Source organism: Sphingobacterium populi, assembly GCF_001586775.1.
In the GTDB taxonomy this organism is placed as follows: domain Bacteria; phylum Bacteroidota; class Bacteroidia; order Sphingobacteriales; family Sphingobacteriaceae; genus Sphingobacterium; species Sphingobacterium populi.
In genome coordinates, this window is record NZ_LQXS01000001.1 from 207,665 (window position 1) to 226,974 (window position 19,310).

A 19,310-nucleotide genomic window follows, 5' to 3' on the forward strand; every position below is an offset into this window, starting at 1 on the left:
ATCTGATCATGCCATCATTTTAAAACCTATTACTTGAACATTAAATCAGCAGACGATGAAAAAACAGGACATTTTAATTCTATTATTTGCTTTCGCCTTCAACATTTGTGCTGCACAATCAATCGTTCCGTCAACAAAACCTAATCCTGCCCAGCAAGCTATGATCGATCGAGGGTACGGCATGTTCATACATTTTGGTATAAATACATTCAATGATGTAGAATGGTCTGATGGCACGTTACCCGTATCTAGTTATAATCCAACAAATCTTGATCCCGAGCAGTGGGTGCGTACTGCAAAAGATGCTGGGTTTCGCTATGTACTACTTGTGGCCAAGCACCACGATGGCTTTTGTCTGTGGGATAGTAAATTTACAACATACGATGTCGCATCTTCTCCAGTAAAGACAGACGTCGTAAAAGCGGTCGCTGAGGCTTGTCAGAAATACGACGTTCAGTTTGCTATTTATTATTCTTTGTGGGATAGAAATGAACCATCTTATCAAGACCAAGATCCTCAAGCGTACATCAACTATATGCTGAACCAACTTACCGAGTTGTATACAAATTATGGTGTTATCGCAGAGCTCTGGCTTGATGGTGGCTGGGATAAAAATCCTTCAGACTGGGGAATTGATCAGATATATTCTCTTGTTAAAGGATTTAATCCAGCATGCGCGGTGAGCGTTAATCACACGATTGTAAACGAGGAAGGGAAACGTGATTACACAATTCCGTCTGAGATGACTGTCAATGATAAATATTTCTTCCAGTATTTTCCTTCTGATTTTCGACTATGGGATCCCAAGATGATTTCGAAATTCGATCAGAAACAATACATACATCAAGGAGAATCCTATTATCTTCCATTTGAACATACTATTTGCATCAGTAAAAATTGGAACTGGTTTGAAAAAAGCCAACCATTGCCAACACGAGATCTGGATGAGTTGGAAGAACTATTTTATTGGTCTACCGAAAACAACAACTGTATGGTCATGAATGTATCTCCTGATCAAACAGGAAGAATTCGAGAATACGTAGCAAATACTGCCATAGCTTTAGGGAAAAGGCTTCAATTAGCCCCACACATGCCCCTTCCTCGAAATGGCAAATTCATTTCTTTAGAAAAGCATACAACCGCCACTAGTGTCTGGCCTGATCATCATGACAACTACGCATCTAGTGCCATCAACGATGGGAAATTGGATAGTCGTTGGGCGGCTAAAGATCTCACTGCAAGTGTTGAAATGAAATTAGACCCCAACGAGGCCTTTAACAAAATCACCATATTTGAATACCAAGACACACAAAACCTTCCGGATGGCTTTTCACAAGTGCGAGTGCCAAGAATCAAAAAATACAGTATTGCTATCTGGCAACAGAACCAATGGCAAACTATTTATCTAAGTGACGTACCTATGGGTGACTGTAAGGTGATAAAATTTCCAGCACGTTATCAAACAGAAAAATTAAGATTTAATGTACACGAAGCAACTGCACCACCATCTATTTATGAATTAAGCGTAATAAATATACCTGAAGCCGATGCAATATAGTTTCAATTTTGATACAACGGGTATCTATCAATATGTCAGTTGGAATGACAGTTAACGCGCATATAACCAAATAATTGATGGATCGGTCATAAAATAATGAATGTTCATTTTTTTCTCTGAAAGAATTTGGAAGATCGGCATCTCTTATATATATTTGAATTATAATAGCATAGTATAGTACAGATATAATTATACTGCGAACCAATATATTATAAACCTACTTAGAACCAATTAATCATCATCTCTATGATTGTGAAACCTCTTGATTCGCATAGAATCGTTTGCGTGCTCATTTTTGTCTTTTTGAGCTTATGTTCGATCCAGATCCAAGCACAAACTCGCGTCAAAACAGTCGCGGGTACGGTCGTTGATACGTTAGGCAAAGCAATGGCGGGTGTAAATGTTGTTTCGCTGAGCGATCGAGCAAAAGCTACCTCCACAGATGCCAGCGGTAAGTTTGTGCTCGAAGCCTCTGAAGGCACAACATTAAAATTTACGCTTGTTGGCTACACAGAGCACTTAGAAATTGTTCCTACGGACCGGTCGATTCTGAATGTCGTTATGCGCGAATCCAGCGATGGCATTGATGAAGTCGTAGTAACGGCACTTGGCCAAAAGCAACGCAGAGAAGCAATTGTCGGCGCTGTTACCACGGTCAAGCCTGGTGAACTGAGAATCCCCGCTTCCAATCTCACAAATGCAATGGCAGGGAAGATCGCTGGCGTTATCGCTTTTCAGCCAAGCGGGCAGCCAGGGTTGGATAATTCAAATTTCTTCATACGTGGCGTCACCACTTTTGGATACAAAAGAGATCCCTTAATCTTAATAGACAACACGGAGATGACTGCAAATGACCTTGCTCGATTACAGGTGGACGATATTGAAAGTTTTTCTGTTCTGAAAGATGCGAGTGCAACATCACTTTATGGAGCACGGGGCGGTAACGGTGTTATTTTAGTTAAAACAAAAGAGGGTAGGGAAGGAAAAGCAAGTATCGGTCTGCGTATGGAGCAATCGATTTCTCAGCCAGTAAGATCATTAGAACTGGCCGATCCCGTGACTTATATGATGCTTTATAACGAAGCCATGATCACACGTAACCCGTTGGCTCCTCGGCCATACAGCCAAAATAAAATTGCGAATACCCTAGCCACGATGAACGGTCATCCAGATAGTAATCCCTACGTGTATCCCGCGGTAGACTGGCTGGATATGTTGTTTAAAAAGAGAACTACTACAGAGCGAATAAATCTAAATGTCTCTGGTGGCGGAGGCGTGGCGAAGTATTATGTCGCAGGATCATTATCTAACGACAATGGTATTTTGCGGAACGACATCAGGAATAACAACAATAGTAATGTGAACTTCAAAAATTATCAATTAAGAAGTAACGTAAACATTAATTTAAGCCCATCTACAGAAATGATCGTTCGACTGTCTGGAAACTTTAATGAGTATACAGGCCCGATGACATTTACCGAAAACTCGTACGGAACAGATTTATATAATCTGGCCACACATACCAGCCCAGTTGATTTTCCTGCGTACTATCTTCCTGATGCTGCTAACCAGCAGACTAATCATATCTTGTTTGGCAATGAGCCAGATGGGCCAGGTTCTACCAATCTACGCTTTTCAAATCCTTACGCGGCACTTTTGCGCGGAAATCAGCGCTACTCCGAGTCGCGTATGTTAGCACAATTCGAGTTAAATCAAAGTCTTCGTTTTATAACCGAAGGTCTTAATTTTCATGCTACAGCAAGCACCAATCGGTATGCGATCTTCCGTTCTACATTAGCTTATGCACCGTTCTATTATAATATACAGACTTACGATCGAGCATCCGACGAGTATACGCTCAATTGGATAAATTCGCAGCCTGACCAAGCTCGCGAATACCTGAATTATTATAACAATGGAAATAACTTAAGCACGTTCTTGTACTTACAGGGTACATTAGATTATAACCGAGCTATCGGAGAAAATCACAATGTGAGTGCCGCATTAATCTACTCCCAACAACAAACGCTTAATGGAAATGCAAACTCACTATTTAACTCATTGCCATTTCGAAACCTGAACCTTGCTGGAAGGGCTACTTACTCGTACTCAAACCGCTACTTTTTCGAGTTCAATTTTGGCTATAATGGCTCTGAGCGTTTTTCTGAAAATCATCGTTATGGATTTTTTCCAACGATCGGTGGATCTTGGATCTTGTCAGAGGAACCATTTTATGGAGAAGGGCTGCGTACTGTTGTAGATAGATGGAAGCTTCGTGCTAGTTATGGTATGGTGGGAAATGATGCGATCTCAGACCGACGATTTTTCTACTTATCGGACGTCAATCTGAATGACCCAAATCGTTCTGCTATGTTTGGGACAAATAATGCGTATGGAAGGGATGGCGTTAGTATTAGAAATTATGAAAACCGTAATGTCACATGGGAAGTATCACGACAGCTTAATTTAGGTACTGAGATGACGCTTTTTAAAGATTTTAGAGTAATTGCTGAATACTTTCGTAACCTAAAATCTGATGTATTGCAAGATCGTGCTAGTATTCCTACTTCTATGGGTTTAGAAGCTCCGATTTCTGCCAATATAGGAAAGGTAGAGTCACAAGGCTTTGAACTATCGTTAGACGGAAGAAAAAACTTGAATAGTAGCTTGTGGCTTGCCGCAATGGGTAATTTTACATTTGCCACGAATAAGTTTCTCGAATTCGAAGAACCTGCTTATAATGAGCAATACCGCTATATGAAAGGTCAGCCTTTGAATAGGCAGCGGGCATTTATTGCAGAGCGTTTGTTTGTGGATGATTATGAAGCACAAAATTCTCCTACTCAAATTTTCAGCTCCAATGGTATTGCTCCAATGGGAGGCGATATAAAGTACAGAGATCTAAATGGAGACGGAAAAATAGATTTCGATGATCAAGCATTTGTAGGTTATCCTACAATCCCTCAGATAGTGTATGGTTTTGGCTTTTCCATGGGCTATAAGGGCTTCGACTTATCCAGCTTTTTTCAGGGACAATCTCAAGTATCTTTTATGATTGATGCCGCACGTACTAGTCCATTTATAAAAAGCCCGGATGCAATATTCCCTGGTGATACACAATTGCTACAAGCATATGCAGATAATCATTGGTCTGAAGCTAATCAAAACCTATACGCGCTTTATCCAAGACTAGGAACAAATGGAGCTATCATAGAAAATAATAGGCAAGTAAGCACTTGGTGGATGCGCAATGGTAGTTTTTTGCGACTTAAATCGCTTGAATTTGGATATACTTTGCCCGCAAGATGGTCTGAGCGATTACATATGAAAAACTTCCGGATATACTTTAATGGACTAAACCTACTTACATGGGCACCATTTAAAATGTGGGATCCAGAGTTAGGCGGCAACGGTTTTAATTATCCGCTACAAAAAGTATTTAATGTGGGATTGAACGTAAATCTATAATAAAATGTACAACGATCATATTATGAAAATATACAGATTTTTAGGAATGCTACTTGTGGTTATGTTAGCCACTTCATGCAACTACTTAGATGTTATTCCTGACAATGTTGGGACGATCGATTATGCTTTTCGCAACAGAAATGAGGCAGAAAAATACCTTTTTACTTGTTACTCTACTTTACAGAGAATGCAGTATCCGCAACACAACCCTAGTTTTACCACGTCGGGCGAAATCGTCTATCCAAATGATTTACGCGATAACTTGGGGATGGATGCACTTGGATTTAACATAATCCGCGGAACGCAGAATGCAAATAATCCGGGTCTAAATTACTGGGACGGAGAAGAAAAAGGACTTGCTCTCTTCGCTGCTATCAGATATTGCAATACCATGATTGAAAACGTGGATAAGCCGATCGACTTAACCGAAAGTGAAAAGTTAAGATGGATCGCGGAAGCAAAATTCCTCAAAGCATATTACCATTTTTATCTTATGCGGATGTATGGTCCCATTCCCATCACCGATAGCAATCTCCCAATTAGCAGTGATGAAAATGCAGTTAAGGTCAAAAGAATGCCCGTAGATCAGGTTGTAGAATACATCGTCGGCCTGCTCGACGAGGCAACTCCAAACCTTCCCTTAACCATTACAAACCAAACGACCGAGCTGGGGAGAATTACCAGAGTAATTGCCTTATCTGTGAAAGCAGATGTATTAATGACGGCAGCAAGCCCGTTATTCAATGGCAATGCTGATTATGCTGGTTTCACGGGGAAAGATGGAGAAATGCTCTTCAATACACAGGTAGATCAGTCCAAATGGGTCAAAGCAGAAGAGGCATGCCTAGCTGCTATAAACTTATGCGAGCAGCAGGGATTGCGCCTGCACACCTTTGTGCCGCCTGCCAATATTCCATCCAATCTTCCTGATTCTCTACGACAGGTGCTTACGTTACAAACTGCAATTACAGAAAGATGGGAGTTAAATAACGAACTTATATGGGCAATAAATCCCGTATTTGGATTTGGTCAACAGGAGTTTGGAATGCCTCGTCTCAACGCTGGTTCTACCACCAATCTGATTGCACAAGGTACTTACGCTGTTCCGATCTCACAGCAAGAATTATTTTATACCGATAAGGGCCTACCGATCAATGAAGACCGGACGTGGAACTATTCAAACCGCTTTAGTATTAGGACTTCGCAGTCAAAAGATCGTTTTTACGTCCATGAAGGATACGAAACCATAAATGCTCATTTTGATCGAGAACCAAGGTTTTACTCCTCAATCGGCTTCGATGGAGGGGTTTGGTACGGCAATGGAACATTTGACCCAGAAAATGCGCAATATGTGCAAGCTAGAGGTAGCGCTTCCTTTGCCGGGCCAAAAGACGATATACGGATCAATATTGCAGCATGCTGGCCAAAGAAAATAGTGAATTACCTAACGGTCTATGAAAGGCAGATGACTTGGGAACCTTACCGATCTCCTATCATTCGGTTAGCGGGACTCTACCTTTGGTATGCCGAAGCGATGAATGAAAACGGTAAGCCGCACGCTGAAGTGCTAGAGTATGTAAACCGCGTGAGGAGCAGAGCCGGTCTTCCATCTGTTCAGGAAGCATGGACAAATCATTCCACACAGCCAACTAAATTTACTACAAAAGATGGCCTCCGAGAAATTATACATCGTGAGCGCCGTATAGAATTGGCATTCGAGGGCAATGTAGGTTGGGATTTAAGGCGCTGGAAAGAATTGCAAGAAGTATTGAGTAGGCCGATGCAGGGTTGGGATATCTACGAATCGCAGGCGAGTAATTTTTATAGACCGCAACTGCTGTTTGCGCCAGTATTCAATCAGCGAGACTATCTCTGGCCAATCAAAGCCAATAATTTAATCGTAAATAACAACTTGGTTCAAAATCCTTTGTGGTAAAATACAGCAAGCTATGATGTCTAGAAATGCAATTAAGCTATTATTTCTTCTACCAGTCTGTCTATCAATGTTTGGCTGTAAGGAAATGGATGGCTTTAACGATGTAGTGTCGCAAGACACTACCAAACCCGAAAAGGTAACCAATATCCGGGTCGAAAATTTTAATGGTGGAGCACATATTATTTATGATCTTCCAAAATCTCCGAATTTACTATATGTACTAGCAAAATACCGGATTAATGATCAAGTAGAAGGAGAAACTAAATCTAGCTACTATACCGACACGATTACTGTAAATGGTTTTGCCGCCGATACGCCTCATGAAGTAACGCTATATGCCGTATCTCGTGCAAATATCATGTCAGATCCAGTTTCGGTTACTGTTCATCCTAATAAGCCTGTATATCAACTAGTGGCACCTACTATTACGTTGACTTCAGATTTTGGAGGAGTTAATGTAAAGGCACAGAATACCTTAAAACGAGAGATTGGGCTAATATTTGTCGCTTTCGACGACAATACTGGCGTTATGGAAGTTCAAGATCAATTGTTTACTAGAGAAGAAACAATAGACTATTCCGTACGTGGTTACTCTAGCAGCGAACGCAGGTTTGGCGTATACGTGACAGATCAATGGGGCAATATTTCCGATACTACCATTGCCAACATTACTCCATTATATGAAGAGTTGCTGGATAAAAGTAAATTTCGGGTTTATCAACTTCCTACCGACTCGCCAATTGGCTACAATTGGATTCTTCCTAATCTATGGGATGGAAGAAATGATGGCGACGGTTGGCATACTGTTGATGGAGTTCGCCCACCATTTGTCTGTAGTTTTGATGTAGGAAATCGCTATAAGCTTAGTCGCTTTGTCATGTGGGCTAGGGCTGGAGAATACGCTTATGGACATGGAAATCCAAAAGTTTTTTCACTATGGGGCTCCTCGTCGGCACAACCGCGAGATATACAGTTACCGCTTGTTGCCGAGGAGGGGGCGCAGATTGGCGATTGGATAAATTTAGGAAACTATCGCTTTCCAGATCCACCATCTGGCGCGTCACCCCGACAATCTAATGCTGCAGACGAGGCATTCGTTAGATCTGGTGTAAGCTTTGATGTGCCATTAAACGCTCCTGCTGTACGTTATCTTAGGCTATCCATTGCGGAAACATGGTCTGGTGGAAGCTCGGCGCACGTCATAGAACTTTCCCTGTACGGATCGCTCAATAATTAACCCTATATATACTATATAATATGAAAAATAGTGTTTTTAGACCTTTTGTGTTAGCCATTCTATTATTACTTGTAGGTTGCGCAAAGTTGGATACTGATTTTCGTGAGTTCTTGGCTCAAAATGAGATCATTTATACCGGAAGTGTAGAAAATGTTTCCTACCGGCCTGGCAACTTACGTACAGAGTTAGTATGGAAGGCAAGTACTGACGCAACCATTGACAGGTATGTTGTATACTGGAATGACAAAAAGGATTCCGTAGTTGTTAAAGCACAGCCCAATCAAGATACATTAAGGGCACTTATTAACGGGCTTAACGAATATTCCTATAGCTTCACAATACAGTCTTTCGATAATAAAGGGAATAAATCAATTCCGTTTAATGCGAACAATGTGAAAGTTTATGGTACAGTATATACCCGTAGCTTGCTAAACAGGCAAGTCAATATCGAAAGACCATTTGTCTCATATAGCGAGGAGTCAACTATCTTAAATTTCCTAGCTCCAGATACGATTAATGTATATACTTTAATAAGTTATCAGAAAAAATCCGGGGATAACGCAACCATAAAAATTGGTGCTGATCAACGAACAGTCGCCGTGCCCGACTATAAGCTTGGAACAGAAATAAGCTATAAATCTTTTTACATGCCGCAGAGAAATTCTCTGGATACCTTTGCGGTTTTGAATTTCAGTACCTTTCCTTCTCATGTGTACCAAGACATTGAATGTGATAAAAGTCTTTTCCGAGAGGTCAGATTGGAACATGATGTATACACATTGGGAGAGAGTCCTCTTAGAAACCTGTGGAGTGGTAAGCGAGAGCCAGAAGGATATCCAGACATATACCATAGCCAAGATAATGTGCCAATTCCGCACACCATTACGTTTGATATGGGAAAAGTATATACAAACCTTTCCAAATTTGAGGAGATTGGCAGAAACTGTTGCCATAATCCAGTAGAATTTGAGGTTTGGGGAATTGATAACATCGATAATGCCGAAACGCAATTAAGACCCAACGAATCGGGCTGGAAAGCAGAAGCAGAGCAAAAGGGCTGGACTCTACTTTGCGATGCTGTAAGAACCGACGATGGCGTATCGCCCATGATGTTTAATATTATTGAAAATCCACCGGCGGTAAGATATATACGGATCAGAATCAAAAGAACTTCCAATAACGAATCAAGGAATAGTAATATGAGCGAGATTACTTTCTGGAACAAAGAATAAATGGTGGTTCTTTGGACGAAACCATATGCTAAAACAAGCAGACTTGCCATATATATACTAAATACAGCATTTAATTGATGAGAAGAAAAAGACATTTTACCCTTTATAGCTTGACGACAATTGTATACACATTTAGCATGGGCGATGCCCTTGGTCAAGGCGATCTAGAATTGAGGTATCATGAACCTGCGACTGTTTGGGAAGAATGTCTTCCCTTGGGCAATGGTCGGCTAGGTATGACGCCAAGCGGAGATCCATTCTCAGAAGATATTGTACTCAATGATATCACCCTCTGGTCCGGAACTAAGCAAGATGCCAATAATTATGATGCCCATAAAAGTCTCCCACGAATAAGAGAACTTATTTTACAGGGGAAAAATGATCAAGCGCAGGATTTAGTCAATAGCAACTTTGTTTGTTTGGGCCCTGGGTCGGGTGGTGCCAAGTGGGGGAAATTTCAGACTATGGGAAAGCTAAACATCGCATTTGATTATGGACCTGAAAATAGCGGACACAAGTATAAAAACTACCTACGAACCCTAAATCTGCACGAAGCTATAGCACATACTTCGTATACATTAGGGAATACCCATTTTCAAAAGGAATATTTCTCCAGTTTCGACGATGATGTACAAATTATCAAATTGACGGCTGACAGGGCGGGAAAATTGAACTTTAAGATAGCTCTTGATCGTCAAGAAAGGTTTGAGAACAACTTAGTGGACGGGGATTTAGAAATGTCCGGACAGTTGGATAACGGCATTGATGGTCAAGGGATGCGGTACGCTGCTCGCGTTCGAGTGATACCAAAAGGAGGAACTTTACTTTCAAACAAAGACAGTATTGTGGTAAAGGGAGCTTCGGAGGCTACGATTTACATAGCAGCAGGTACGGACTTTCGCGCTGCTGATTTTAAGACGATAATGAAGCAAGAGCTGAATAGAGCAGTCAAAAAAGCCTACAAGGTGCAGCGTGATAACCATATCAATCACTATTCAGGCTTATTTTCTCGCGTCAAATTCGATTTAGGCAGCGGAAAGGAGAAAGAGTGGACGACAAAACAGCGACTAGATAATTTCTACAGTAACCCTTCGGACGACGTTTCACTGCCTGCATTATTCTTTCAATATGCTCGATATCTGAGTATCAGTAGCACACGTCCTGGGTTATTACCACCTAATTTGCAGGGACTATGGGCGCACGAGATAAATACACCTTGGAATGGTGATTATCACTTGGACGTAAATGTTCAAATGAATCACTGGGCACTAGGAGTGGGTAATTTGGCAGAACTTAATTTACCTCTTGCCGAGCTGGTGAAAGGGCTCGTGATTCCTGGGCAACGTACCGCCAAAGCGTATTACGATGCTAATGGTTGGATCGCCCACGTGATAACAAATGTGTGGGGTTTTACGGAACCTGGCGAAAGTGCCAATTGGGGTGCATCCAATGCGGGGTCTGGCTGGCTATGCAACAATTTATGGTCTCACTATGAGTATACATTAGATGAGGAATATCTTCGGGATATATATCCTGTATTAAAGGGTTCGGCAGAATTTTATAACGATGCGCTAATCAAAGAGCCAAACAACGGTTGGCTGGTCACTTCTCCATCTGTATCTCCTGAAAATTCATTCTATCTTCCCAACGGAAATCAAGCAAGTATATCCATGGGCCCGACTATCGATAATCAGATTGTCAGAGAGCTGTTCACCAATGTCATCACTGCAGCAAATAAGTTGGGGGTCGATAAGAAATTTACAGCCGTTTTAGCGAGCAAGCTTAAGCAGCTCCCGCCTCCAGGAATAATCAGCAAAGATGGCCGTATACAGGAATGGTTGGAAGATTACAAAGAAGTAGATCCGCAACACCGACACATCTCGCATCTGTATGGCCTATATCCAGCATCTTTAATCACTCCTAATAAAACACCTGCACTAGCAGAAGCTGCGAAGAAAAGTTTAGAAGTACGCGGAGACGATGGCCCAAGCTGGGCAATTGCCTACAAACAGCTATTTTGGGCACGGCTTTTAGATGGCGACCGTGCTTTTAAGTTGTTGAAGGAAATTTTGAAGCCTACCACCAGAACAGATATCAATTATGGAGCCGGAGGTGGAGTGTATTATAACTTACTCAGTGCTGGGCCTCCTTTTCAAATAGATGGAAACTTTGGAGCTTCAGCTGGAATTGCGGAAATGGTGCTACAGAGCCATGACGATTACATCCACTTGCTACCTGCGATACCAGAGGCATGGAAGTCGTATGGTTCTGTAAAAGGCCTTAAAGCGAAAGGCAATATAACTGTTGACATGACATGGAGGAATGGTCAAGTGACAAATTTTAAATTATTTTCACCTGAAAAAAATACACTGACCGTGAAAGTCAATAACACGCTGAAAAGTGTTCAATCGGAAAAAATATGACAAGACCCAATTAACGAGTCCCATCTTTCACACATCCGATAACTATTTAATATATGGCAATTGATAGCTGTATGGAGAGATTTTAGTTCTCCTTACTAAGCTATCAATTGCACGATAATCATGATGTCTTTTAGTTTTCATCATTTGATGTAGTATGATGCTCGGTTTCGATGTTTTCTACAACCGTTTTACATGAGTTTTTTGTCGCTAAGAATATTACAATAAAATATTCTTTGTATTGCTCATAAAAAAAATATATTTGTCATAATAGAATAGAGTAGAACAGATGTGTTGCTTTTTTCTTAACCTAGTCTTATTCCCAATAGCTAGGACCAGATTATAAACTATGTAAAACATGATGATGAATTATTTTTTCACCTGTAGGCCAAAACAATTTAGTTATTCGTATTTGATTGGCGTTTGGCTAGTTTTTCTTTCGAATCTTGGCGTGGCCGCTGCACAGCAACGCACAGTTACTGGTTTCGTTAAAGATAGTCAAACCCAACATGCACTAGCCAATGTATCTATTCTTTTAAAAGGCAGTTCGGTCGGAACAACTAGTGACCGACTTGGCCAATTTTCAGTTGATATTCCTGAAGATGGCGTCTTGATTTTTTCTTCATTGGGATACCGTACTCAAGAACTAGCTGTAAATGGTAGTACATTGAATATTAGCCTCGAACCGGAAGGTTTTGAACTGGATGATATCGTTATTGTTGGCACAAGAATGAGAAAAAGCGATCTTACAGGAGCAATAGGTACTATATCAGCGGAGCAATTAAAAGAAGTGCCAACCACAGACCTCACTACCGCTATGCAAGGTAAAGTACCGGGGTTGTATATCTCTAGGTCAAACGCGGCACCGGGAGAAGATATAACGATTAAAGTGCGTGGTACAAATTCTATTTCATACGGTACGAATCCGGTTTACGTGATTGATGGTATCATTGCCGAAGAGGGATTGCGGATGGTAAACCCAGATGATATTGCATCGATTGAGGTACTAAAAGATGCTTCATCCACAGCATTGTATGGTTCTAAAGCTTCTAATGGTGTCGTAGTCATCACGACGAAAAAGGGGAAAACTGGAGCTGGTAAAGTGAACTATAGTGGTTTTGCCACGGTAAGCAACTACCAGAGGCGATTGAAGACGCTGGATTCGCGTCAGATGTACGACTTACGAATTGATGCATTTGCCAATGCTTATATGGACGAAAACCCTAATGCGGATCGGCAACAGTACATAGAGGAGGTTTTAACGAGAGCCGACCGATCTAATGCCATCTTTGATGCCGAAGAGTTAAGAAATGGTCAAAATAATATCACTTCAGATTGGTTGGGTGAGGTCGTACGTACTGGTCTGGAACAAAATCATGCTTTAAACTTTTCTGGTGCCGATGAAGAATCGAACTATTTTCTAGGATTTACGTACTCCGATAATGCTGGTGTGCTCGTTAAATCTAATTACGAACGTATTGGCGGACGGTTTAACTACGAGCGGCGGATTAAGCCTTGGTTAAAAGTGGGTACCAATACATCTATATCCAGAGCCGTGAAAGATAGGCTCGATGGCAGCGCATATGAGGCGGCATTAATGGGAAATCCCATGCAAGAGATAGATACAGACAGGCTCTACATGTATTTTCAAGGCGTTCCACAAATGGGAAGTTACAATCCAATACTTTCGCAGGATATCGACAGTCGGGAATTGCATAATCGTGTTTTGACCGCAAATTTTGTGGAAGCGAATCCCATCGAGAATTTATTTATACGTACGACGCTTTCAGCGGATATTTACAATAAGGAAGATAGTCGTTATGTACCTAGTTACGTCGGTCAATCGATGCGTGAAGGCTACAATGGACAAGGGTCACAGTGGCGAGGGCTCAAGGAATATTGGCAATGGGATAATTCGATCAATTATGAAAAAACGATCGGAAAACACCGCTTTTTTGGTCTATTGAGTAGCATGTTATCTAGTACCCGTGGTAACTCCATCAATATGAATGGATACAATTTTCCAACAGATTTTTTAGGATCAAATAATATGGGGTTGGCCAGTAACAGGAATTTGAATAACATCGGTTCTGATTACAGAACGCACAACTTGTTTGCCGCCATCGCGCGGATGAATTACACCTATGATGATCGATATTTATTAACGGCCACCGTACGACGCGATGGTAGTTCAAAATTTGGAAATGGAAACAAATGGGGGACATTCCCATCCGTTTCTGGCGCATGGAATATAGACAGAGAAAGCTTCATGGAAAATGCAAGTTGGGTCAATCAATTGAAATTGCGGGCAGGTTTTGGATTGGTAGGTAATCAAAATATTCCAGATTATTCCTTTATGACTGTATACTCGCCTAGTTATTCATTAGGTTCTGTAGGTTTCGTGCCCGAAGATAGTAGGTTTGGAAATCGAGATCTCAGGTGGGAGAAGCAACAGCAATGGAATGTCGGGATAGACGCAAGTTTTTGGAATAATAGGTTATCCATTACGGGCGAAGTGTTTGCCATGAGCAATAGAGATCTTCTAATGAGAATGTCTTTATGGCCTTCATTTGGTTACAATTACCAAATTGCTAACGTGGCAAAACTAGATAATAAAGGAATTGAGTTTAATTTTAATGCTTTACTGGTATCAACCTCAGATTTTCAATGGCGTATTGCTGGAAATATTGCGCACGATCGTAACAAAGTAAGGCAACTACTTGATGGAGTTGATGTACTATGGAATGGCGGCAATATTATGTCTAGAGACGGTAACTTATTTGTCGGAGAGTCTCTAAATACTTATTATTCCTTTTCTGCCGAGAAGATTGCGCAGCAATCGGATATGGGACGTGTTGAGAACATGACTTTTTATAATGATTACATCGTACGTCCGGGAGATATCTTGCCCAAAGACCTCAATGGCGATGGCAAGATTACTCCAGAAGATGATATGACAATTGTTGGCAAAGCCGACCCAAGATTTTATGGTGGATTCACAACAAACTTACGATACAAAGGACTTTCTTTAGATGCTGCATTTGTGTATTCGTATGGAGCCAAGAAATTTGATTGGAAGTACGAAAGGATGATGGACGGCAATGCTACGGCCGGTCCTGCTCATGAGGACCAGCTCGATCGATGGACACCAGAAAACACAGATACCAATATTCCAAGAGCATATCGAGGTAATAGATATAACCGTTTCGGATATGGTTCTACCAATTGGGGATTGATGAATGCCTCATTTCTGCGCTTGGCCGCGCTCACCTTACGCTATAATTTCTCTCAGGCAAGTATTAACCCTGTTTTAGAAAATCTAAGTGTATTTACATCGGCCAATAATTTATTTCTGATCACTCCTTATAAAGGATATGATCCAGAATCAGGCGAAGGGTTTCCGCTAGCGAAGAGTTTTACCTTTGGACTCAATGTATCATTCTAATCTGATATTTACTTTGCAGGCGATTCAAATTTTTTAAGACAAAACGAAAACCTCATGAAAACGACTATACTATTTATATTAATCGCGGCAATGACACTCTTTGCGTCTTGCAGCAAATTTCTGGACGTGGCGCCAGAATCTAAGATACCTGATGAAGCAATTTTTGAGAACGCGGAGAACCTAGATGCCTATATGTTGGGTTTGTATAAAGCTTGGCGAGATGGTCATCGAGATCGTATCGGCATGTACATGGGAACCGATGAAGCTAATATCGGAGGAAATCAATGGCGAGACGATAATGCAAAGCGAGGACTGGATATGTACCAAGAAGGCATGAACAGTACCAACGGAATCGCTTTAGGAATCTGGAGAAACCGTCATGAGGTAGCATCAAGAGCTGCTAATGCAATTACCTCCTTGTCGCAGACAGAAAGTACCAATAGCGATGAGTTCAATTTGAGATTGGCCGAAGCTTGTTTTCTCCGTGGCGTCAATTATTTTGAATTGGTGCAAATGTTCGGTGCCATTCCCCTGAGCGGTATGGAAGGTTTGGGTGAGTCGAATAGTAGTAGACAACCGCTAGATGTAGTATACAAAATGATTGAAGCAGATTTTGTCAAAGCGGAGAAGTACTTGCCCGATCCCGCAGATGCAAGTTACCAAGATTTACGTCGAGCTACAAAGCCCTTGGCACAAGCGATGTTAGGAAAACTTTACCTGTACGCAGCCGAGGAATCCGGTTTTCGCGATTATGAAAAAGCTGCGGCACAGTTTGAGAAAGTATATAACAACCCATATTATGGAGGTACAGGTGCACCTACTTATTCTGTCATATTTGATGCGAATAGTGAGAGCTCCGCTCAGCACCAGAGAGAAATGGTTTATGCCTTCCAATTTTCGAATGTAAGTGGCGACCAAAGCTCAATACAATGGGATATGGGATCTCGTGCAGTGACCAATATGACACCAGTGGAAGCCACAGCTTTATTTGCTGGTTTTGACGGGATTATGCCCACCGAATACGCCTACGAAATGGTATCGGAAGGAGGTTTGTGGGAAGAAGGTGACGTGCGCAGAGAGGAAAGCATACGATATGATTTTACTTGGAATGGCCAAACACCGTCCATGTCAGGTTATATCTGGGGAGACGAATTAGACCCACACATTAAAAAGTTTGAAGATCCTCGAATTCTTGAACAAGGATTGAGCACTTATTACAGTGGAAAAAATGTGCCTTTTATAAGGTTTAGTGATGTCGTTCTTTGCTATGCAGAATGTTTGTACCACATAGGCAGACAGAACGAAGGCATAACATTGATTAATGACATCGTCCGTACTCGAGCTTTTGGTGGAACCCTACCGGGAACAATGCGCTGGTCTACGGATATGGGAGAGGCGGAGTTTACGGCAAACCTGATGGATGAGCGAATGCGTGAACTGTGCTTTGAAGGATGGCGAAAATTAGATTTAATGAGAACAGGTTTACTCAAAAATTATGTGGAAAAACGAAATAGATGGGTGAGTGGCATGTATAAGCAAGAGCGAATAAATCCTGCAGTAAGCATTGAAAATTTTCGATTGCTTTGGCCAATCCCATTAGACGAGCTTCGTCAAAACCCAAATTTGACCGATGCCGATCAAAACCCTGGATATTAAGTGTACAACAATGAAGAGCGAGTTAAGAACAATGTATTTACTGCTTGATAATCAGCGTATGAGAAAAAGAAAATGGAGCGCCGCAGCGAACAGCGGAAACCGATGTATGCAGACAGCAAGCCGACGAATCCTCCTACTGTTGTTTTTTGGATGTTGGAGCGTGTCGTTAGTCGCCCAAAAATCAGAAAACTTGATGATTTGGGACGACGAGCCAGCACAAGATTGGATGACGCAGGCTTATCCTATCGGAAATGGACGTATAGGCGCTATGATCTTCGGTGGTGTAGATAAAGAGCATATCCAGTTCAACGAAAATAGCTTGTGGACAGGCGACGAACAGGAAACAGGTGCTTATCAGGCCTTCGGTGATTTATTGATTGATTTCGAAGGAATAGAGTCTCCGGAAGCAGAAAGTTATTCGCGCACATTAGATCTGAATTCGGCCTTGCACAATACCAAATTTGTAACAAGAAAGTCTTCTTTTTCCAGAACATATTTTGCTAGCAGACCTGATCAAGTTATAGTATTGGAATATAAAGCAAAAAAGAAGGGAGCCTACTCCGCAGTTATTCAGTTAGCAGATGCGCACGATGGAGCTGTGCAGGCAGACGGAGCACAGCTATATTTTTTGGATCGTTGCAAAATAAGATGTCTTATGCAGCTGCAGCACAGATTGAGCACGACGGCGGCAGATTATTCATAGAAACTGGCGAAGATAGCAAACCACAAATGCGATTAGAAAATGTAAACTCTTTTCGTATTCTATTAGCTGCGGCTACCAATTATAGCAACCTGCGGAGTGAGCATTGGCGATCTGGGGATCCACTTCAGAAAATACAAGAACAACTCAACCAAGCTACTAAACTTACCAGCAACGAACTCAAGGAACGGCATATCGCCGATTACCAAAGTCTATTCAACAGGTTCAAATTAAAAATAGGGAAGCGCAGTAAATCGGTTCGGTTACCTACTAAAAAGCGTGTTGCGCTATATAGCAAGAAATACGCTAGCGAAATCGAAACCTTATTAGTACAATACGGTCGCTACCTATTAATTAGTTCGTCACGAGAGGGAGGGCTTCCAGCAAATCTTCAAGGGTTGTGGAATAATAGCAATAACCCACCTTGGCGTTCGGATTATCATTCCAATATCAATGTACAGATGAACTATTGGCTAGCAGAATCTACCAATTTAGCAACATGTCATCGTCCTTATTTGGATTATATTCAATCCATTCGAGCGGTGAAAAAGGAACACACGCAGCAAGAATTCCCCGGTGTGAGAGGGTGGACGGTACGTACAGAAAACAATATTTTTGGTGGGGAAAGTTTTCATTGGAATACTCCCGGAAGCGCTTGGTTCGCACAAGCTTTGTGGGAACATTACGCCTATAATCAAGACAAGCATTACCTCAAAAAATTTGCGTATCCTATTTTAAAAGAAGTATGCGAGTTTTGGGATGACCAACTCAAACGCCGAGATGACGGTACGGTGGTCGCACCAAATGGTTGGTCTCCAGAGCATGGACCTAGAGAAGATGGCGTCAGCCACGACCAACAGATTATCTACGATTTGTTCACCAATTATGTAGAAGCATGCGATTCGCTGCAGATTGACATAGCATACCGAAACGATATCGCAAAGCTGCGCGATAAGCTGCTGAAGCCTCAAATTGGTCGCTGGGGGCAATTACAGGAATGGGAGACTGATCGGGACGATCCAGAAAACACGCATCGGCACGTATCACATCTTTTTGCCCTGCATCCAGGACGGCAGATTTCTATTAATAATACGCCCGAACTGGCCGAAGCAGCACGCGTAAGTCTTTCTGCTCGTGGTGACGAATCAACGGGTTGGTCCATGGCTTGGAAAATGAACTTTTGGGCACGATTGCAAGACGGCAATCATGCTTACAAAATACTCCGCAACTTTATTAAACTCGTCGATAGCGAAGGTATTGATTATGATGGCGGAGGTGGTGTTTATGAAAATCTGTTGTGTGCGCATCCGCCCTTTCAGATAGATGGAAATCTTGGCTACGCTGCGGGTGTGGCCGAAATGTTAATCCAAAGCCAAGAAGGATTTATCGATTTGCTTCCTGCGATTCCTGAGGAGTGGGAAGCCGAAGGAGAGGTTTCAGGACTTCGAGCCAGGGGAAATATAACAGTAGATATGAAATGGCGAAACGGTGAAGTAGTATCGTATAAGTTATTTTCCGACGCCGAAAAAATGGTTAGAGTAAAAGTAAATGGTGAATTCAAAGACATTGCCACCCAGCGCCTTTAAGCTATTGAGTAGATTTCACTTGGCCTCATTCAGCCAGTGAAAGAATTAGATATATGTTTTAGAACATCAAAA

General features: G+C 41.7%; 10 protein-coding genes. All 10 read left to right on the top strand.

Annotated features, from left to right (window positions below; all coding sequences use genetic code 11):
* Nucleotides 1-55 precede the first annotated feature (55 nt).
* The 10 genes from A0125_RS00830 to A0125_RS00875 all read left to right on the top strand — a co-directional run bounded on the left by A0125_RS00830 (nucleotide 56) and on the right by A0125_RS00875 (nucleotide 19,238).
* A complete protein-coding gene (locus A0125_RS00830; RefSeq protein WP_066750635.1) occupies nucleotides 56-1,558 on the top strand; it encodes an alpha-L-fucosidase in 1,503 nt (500 codons plus the stop codon).
* Between the two features lie 246 nt (nucleotides 1,559-1,804).
* Entirely contained in the window at nucleotides 1,805-5,026 is a 3,222-nt protein-coding gene (locus A0125_RS00835) for a SusC/RagA family TonB-linked outer membrane protein (protein WP_066750638.1), read from the top strand.
* Between the two features lie 22 nt (nucleotides 5,027-5,048).
* Nucleotides 5,049-6,962 carry a RagB/SusD family nutrient uptake outer membrane protein gene (locus A0125_RS00840; protein ID WP_066752626.1) on the top strand — a complete coding sequence of 638 codons (1,914 nt, stop codon included), beginning with the start codon at nucleotides 5,049-5,051 and terminating at the stop codon, nucleotides 6,960-6,962.
* A 13-nt stretch (nucleotides 6,963-6,975) separates the two neighbouring features.
* A complete protein-coding gene (locus tag A0125_RS00845; protein WP_066750639.1) occupies nucleotides 6,976-8,199 on the top strand; it encodes a DUF5000 domain-containing lipoprotein in 1,224 nt (407 codons plus the stop codon).
* A gap of 20 nt (nucleotides 8,200-8,219) precedes the next feature.
* Nucleotides 8,220-9,431 carry a DUF4998 domain-containing protein gene (locus A0125_RS00850; RefSeq protein WP_066750640.1) on the top strand — a complete coding sequence of 404 codons (1,212 nt, stop codon included), beginning with the start codon at nucleotides 8,220-8,222 and terminating at the stop codon, nucleotides 9,429-9,431.
* Between the two features lie 77 nt (nucleotides 9,432-9,508).
* On the top strand, nucleotides 9,509-11,854 hold the full coding sequence (locus tag A0125_RS00855) for a glycoside hydrolase family 95 protein (RefSeq protein WP_066750650.1): 2,346 nt from the start codon (nucleotides 9,509-9,511) through the stop codon (nucleotides 11,852-11,854).
* Between the two features lie 355 nt (nucleotides 11,855-12,209).
* Complete coding sequence (locus tag A0125_RS00860; protein ID WP_066750653.1) at nucleotides 12,210-15,296, top strand: SusC/RagA family TonB-linked outer membrane protein; 3,087 nt, start codon at nucleotides 12,210-12,212, stop codon at nucleotides 15,294-15,296.
* A 54-nt stretch (nucleotides 15,297-15,350) separates the two neighbouring features.
* A complete protein-coding gene (locus A0125_RS00865; RefSeq protein WP_082784829.1) occupies nucleotides 15,351-16,952 on the top strand; it encodes a RagB/SusD family nutrient uptake outer membrane protein in 1,602 nt (533 codons plus the stop codon).
* 58 nt (nucleotides 16,953-17,010) lie between these two features.
* The gene (locus tag A0125_RS00870; protein ID WP_197464711.1) at nucleotides 17,011-17,655 is read left to right on the top strand and encodes a glycoside hydrolase N-terminal domain-containing protein; all 645 of its coding nucleotides are present in this window, start codon (nucleotides 17,011-17,013) and stop codon (nucleotides 17,653-17,655) included.
* Nucleotides 17,601-19,238 (top strand): glycosyl hydrolase family 95 catalytic domain-containing protein, encoded by a 1,638-nt coding sequence (locus tag A0125_RS00875; RefSeq protein ID WP_066750662.1) that lies wholly within the window; start codon nucleotides 17,601-17,603, stop codon nucleotides 19,236-19,238. The genes A0125_RS00870 and A0125_RS00875 overlap by 55 nt, the downstream gene beginning before the upstream one ends.
* Nucleotides 19,239-19,310: the final 72 nt, after the last annotated feature.